Source organism: Pseudoxanthobacter sp. (genome assembly GCF_036822375.1).
Taxonomy (GTDB): Bacteria; Pseudomonadota; Alphaproteobacteria; order Rhizobiales; family Segnochrobactraceae; genus Pseudoxanthobacter.
On record NZ_DAISHT010000248.1, the window covers coordinates 1 to 4,595 of the forward strand.

The window sequence follows — 4,595 nt, forward strand, 5'->3', positions numbered from 1 at the left end:
CCGGCCGCCGGGCGAGGTTCGTCTCAGCCATTGAGGCGCTCTCCCTTGGGATCGATGAAAACGGTGTCGGTCACGACAGCGGTCGTGAAGCCGGCGGGCGTGGTGATGTGCAGCGTCCTGCCCTTCAGCGCCCGGCCGTCGGCGATGACGGCAAGCGCGATGGAGCGGCCGAGGCAGGCACTCATGTAGCTGGAGGTGACGTGCCCCAGCATGGTCATCGGCATGGGCTGGTTCGGATCGGCGACGATCTGCGCGCCTTCCTCCAGCACCTCGCCGGGGCCGGACGGCAGCAGGCCGACCAGCTGCTTGCGGCCGGGGGCGACGATGTCCGGCCGGGCGAGCGAGCGCTTGCCCACGAAGTCGCGCTTCGCTTTGGCGATCATGCCGGCGTAGCCGATATCGTCCGGCACCTGCGTGCCGTCGGTATCCTGCCCGACGACGATGTAGCCTTTTTCCGCCCGCAGCACATGCATGGTCTCGGTGCCGTAGGGCACGATGCCGTGTGCCTTGCCGGCGGCGAACACCGCCTCCCACACAGCCCGTCCGTAATCCGCCGGCACGTTGATTTCAAAGCCGAGCTCGCCGGTGAACGAGACGCGGAACAGGCGGGTCGGCACGCCGCAGATGCGGCCCTGCCGCATCGCCATGTGCGGGAAGGCTTCCGGCGACAGGTCGATGTCTTCCACCAGCGGGCGGATGACCTCGCGCGCCTTCGGCCCCTGCAGCGCGATCACGGCCCACTGCTCGGACGTGGAGGTGAGGTGCACCTTCAGGTCGGGCCATTCGGTCTGCAGATAGTCTTCCATGTGGGCAAGCACGCGCGGCGCGCCGCCGGTGGTGGTGGTCACATGGAAGCGGTCCTGCGCCACACGGGCCACAACGCCGTCGTCGAAGACATAGCCGTCTTCTTTCAGCATCAGGCCATAGCGGCAGCGGCCGGGCTCCAGCTTGGTCCACGCGTTGATGTAGATGCGGTTCATGAACTCCGCAGCATCCGGGCCGACGACCTCGATCTTGCCGAGCGTGGAAGCATCGAAGATGCCGACCGCATCGCGCACGGCCCGGCACTCGCGGGCGACCGCGGCGTGCATGTCCTCGCCCGCCTTCGGAAAATAGCGCGCGCGGTGCCACTGGCCGACATCCTCGAATACCGCCCCGTGTGCGGCTGCCCAGTCGTGAACGGGGGTGCGGCGGGCGGGGTCGAACAGGCCGTGCCGGTTGAGGTTGATGAGCGCGCCGAACGAAACCGGCGTGAACGGCGGGCGGAAGGTGGTCGTGCCCACCGCCGGCACCGGCTTGCCGAGCGCCTCCGCCACAATGCCGAGGGCATTCATGTTGGAGGACTTGCCCTGATCGGAGGCCATGCCCGTGGTGGTATAGCGCTTCACATGCTCGATGGAGTGGAAGCCCTCGCGCACCGCAAGCTTCACATCCTTGGCGGTCACGTCGTTCTGGAAGTCGATGAACGCGCGTACCTTCGACGGGTTGTCGTCGGTCGGCATCACGCGCACCGGCTGGAAGCCGGTCTCAACCTCGGAGGCCGTAAAGGTGCCGGCCACGGCCACGCCCGCTGCCTCCGCGCCTGCTGCGGAGCCCTCGTTGAGGGCGCCGGCCAAACCGAACGTGCCGCGGCAGGCCCCCGCGGAGCGCTCTGCCTGAACGGACGTGCCGGGCACGAAGAAATCGCGCTCCGCATCGTAGACGAGCTTGCCGCGCGACTGCGAGAACATGTGCACCGAAGGCGTCCAGCCGCCGGACATGCCGACGCAGTCGCAGGCGAGTGTCCTGTGGTCGCCATGCACTTTGCCATCGGCGCCGACCGGGGCCACCACCAGCGCCTTCACGCGGGTCTTGCCCTCGGCGCGGATGACGGTGTGGCCGGTCAGAACCTTCACGCCGGCGGCCGTGGCCAGCGCCTTTTCCGGCCCCGGGGCGGTGCGCAGGTCGACCAGCGTCACGGCGAGGCCGGCGCGGCGGGCATCGATCGCCGCCTGATAGGCCGAGGCCCCGGTGGTGGCGAACACGATGTTGCGGCCCGGCGCCACCGCATAGCGGTTGACGAACACGCGCACGCTTTCCGCCAGCATGATGCCGGGGCGGTCGTTGTTGGCGAAGGCCAGCGGCCGTTCCAGCGCGCCGGCGGCAATCACCACTTCCTGCACCCGCATCTGCCACAGCCGCTCGCGGATGCCCGCGCCCGGCCGGTCGAGATGATCGGCCACGCGCTCGATGGCGACGAGGTGGTTGTGGTTGTAGTAGCCGAACACCGTGGTGCGCGGCAGCAGGGTAACGTTGGGGCAGGCGGCCAGCGTGGCCAGCGTCTCCTCAAGCCACATCCGGGCCGGCTTGCCCTCGATGCTGGCCGTGGTCTCGTGCAGCAGCGCGCCGCCCATTTCCTGCTGTTCGTCAGCCAGAATGACGCGCTTGCCGGATTTTGCCGCCGTCAGCGCCGCCGCAAGGCCGGCCGGGCCGGCGCCGATGATCAGCACGTCCGCATGGGCGTGGCGGTTGCCGTAGCGGTCCGGGTCGGCGGCCTTCGGCGGCTTGCCGAGGCCGGCGGCGGCGCGGATCGCCGGCTCATAGACCTTGGTCCAGAACGACTTCGGCCACATGAAGGTCTTGTAGTAGAAGCCGGAGACGAACACCGGCGCCATCAGGTCGTTCACCGCGCCGATATCGAACTTCAGGCTCGGCCAGTGGTTCTGGGTGCCGGTCTTCAGCCCGTCGGTGACCTCGACGACGCTGGCGCGGTTGTTGGGATCGACGCGGCCGGGGCCGCGATCCACCGAAAGCAGGGCATTCGGTTCGTCCGAGCCGTGGCTGAGGAGGCCGCGCGGGCGGTGATATTTGAACGAGCGGCCGAGAAACACCTTGCCGGAGGCGAGCAGGGCGGAGGCCAGCGTATCGCCGCGATAGGCGGGAATGGTCTCGCCGTTGAAGGTGAAGTGGATCTTCAGCCGGCGGTCGATGCGGCCGCCGCTCGGCAGACGAAAAGGCGCATCCATCTTATTTCAGCTCCCCGGAGGCGGTCACTTCAGGGCGCGGCTCGCCCATCTTGTAGGTGATGAGGAAGCGGTCGCTCACGGTGTTGCGCAGCGCATTGAACCAGCGCTGGCAGCCGTGGGCATGGTTCCAGCGCTCCGCCAGCACGCCCTTGGTGGAAGAGCGCATGTAGAGGAAGTCGGCCCACGCCTGATCGTCGAGGGCGGAGGGATCGGCCGGGCGGGCGATGTGCGCCTCGCCGCCATAGCGGAACTCGGTCTCGGGCCGCGCGCCGCAATAGGGGCATTGAATGAGCAGCATGGTGGCAGGCTCTCTCAGTGGGCGACGGCCGCGGCGGCGGCTTCGTCGATGAGCCGGCCGGTGCGGAACCGGTCGAGCGAGAACGGACGGGAGATCGGGTGCGGCTCGCCCTTCGCCACGCAGTGGGCAAAGAGGTTGCCCGAGCCGGGCGTGGCCTTGAAGCCGCCCGTGCCCCAGCCGCAGTTGAGATAGAGCCCCGGAATGGGGGTGAGGCCCTGAATCGGCGAGCGGTCCTGGGTGTTGTCGGTGATGCCGCCCCACGAGCGCATCATCTTGACGCGCGTGAAAATCGGGAAAAGCTCGCAGATGGCATCCAGCGTGTGGATGGGGATCTGCAGGCCGCCCTGCTGGGAATAGGACACATACTGGTCGGTGCCGGCGCCGATGACCAGTTCGCCCTTGTCGGACTGCGAGATGTAGGCATGCACCGCATTCGACATCACGACGGTCGGGAAGGCGGGCTTCAGCGGCTCGGAGACGAGCGCCTGCAGCGGCTGGCTTTCCAGCGGCACCTTCACGCCGAACAGGCTCATCAGCTGCGGCGTGTGGCCGGCGACCGAGACGCCGACCTTTTTGGTGGCGATGTGGCCGTGGCTGGTGTTGAGGCCGCAGACGGCGCCGAAGGCATCGCGCTCCAGCCCCAGCACCTCGCAGTTCTGGATGATATCGACGCCAAGGGCGGAGGCCCCGCGGGCGAAGCCCCAGTTCACGGCGTCGTGGCGCGCGGTGCCGGCGCGGCGCTGCAGGGCGGCGCCCACCACCGGATAGCGCTTGCCCGGCGAGAGATCGAGTTCAGGGCAGAACTCCTTCGTCTGCTCCGGCGTCAGCCATTCGTTGTCGATGCCGGCCAGCCGGTTGGCATAGACGTGACGCCGGAAGCTCTGCTCGTCATGAACGTTGTGCGCCAGCATCAGGCAGCCGCGCTGCGAGAACATGACGTTGTAGTTCAGCTCCTGCGACAGCCCTTCCCACAACTTCAGAGAGTGCTCGAAGATCGCCATGCTCTCGTCGTAGAGATAGTTCGAGCGCACGATAGTGGTGTTGCGGCCGGAGTTGCCGCCGCCGAGCCAGCCCTTTTCCAGCACGGCGATGTTCCGCATGCCGTGCTCTTTCGCCATGTAATAGGCGGTCGCAAGGCCATGGCCGCCGCCGCCGACGATGACGGCATCGTAGGCCGGCTTCAGGCCGGGCGAACCCCACTGCCGACCCCAGCCCTGATGCGCGCCGAGGGCTTCCTTCAGAAGCGTCGGCAACGAGAATTTCCGCATGGCGCGAACCTCCGGTCGAAGCGC

3 protein-coding genes are annotated in these 4,595 nt (G+C 68.0%); all 3 read right to left on the bottom strand.

Features of this window, described 5'->3' with window-relative positions; genetic code table 11:
• Positions 1-23: 23 nt before the first annotated feature.
• From V7067_RS15745 to V7067_RS15755, 3 genes are read right to left on the bottom strand one after another with little or no spacing between them, the layout of a single operon-like run.
• Complete coding sequence (locus V7067_RS15745) at positions 24-3,005, bottom strand: sarcosine oxidase subunit alpha family protein (RefSeq protein WP_334176851.1); 2,982 nt, start codon at positions 3,003-3,005, stop codon at positions 24-26.
• 1 nt (position 3,006) lies between these two features.
• Positions 3,007-3,303, bottom strand: coding sequence for a sarcosine oxidase subunit delta (locus V7067_RS15750; protein WP_334176852.1), 297 nt, complete (start codon positions 3,301-3,303; stop codon positions 3,007-3,009).
• A 14-nt stretch (positions 3,304-3,317) separates the two neighbouring features.
• Entirely contained in the window at positions 3,318-4,571 is a 1,254-nt protein-coding gene (locus tag V7067_RS15755; protein ID WP_334176853.1) for a sarcosine oxidase subunit beta family protein, read from the bottom strand.
• Positions 4,572-4,595 lie beyond the last annotated feature (24 nt).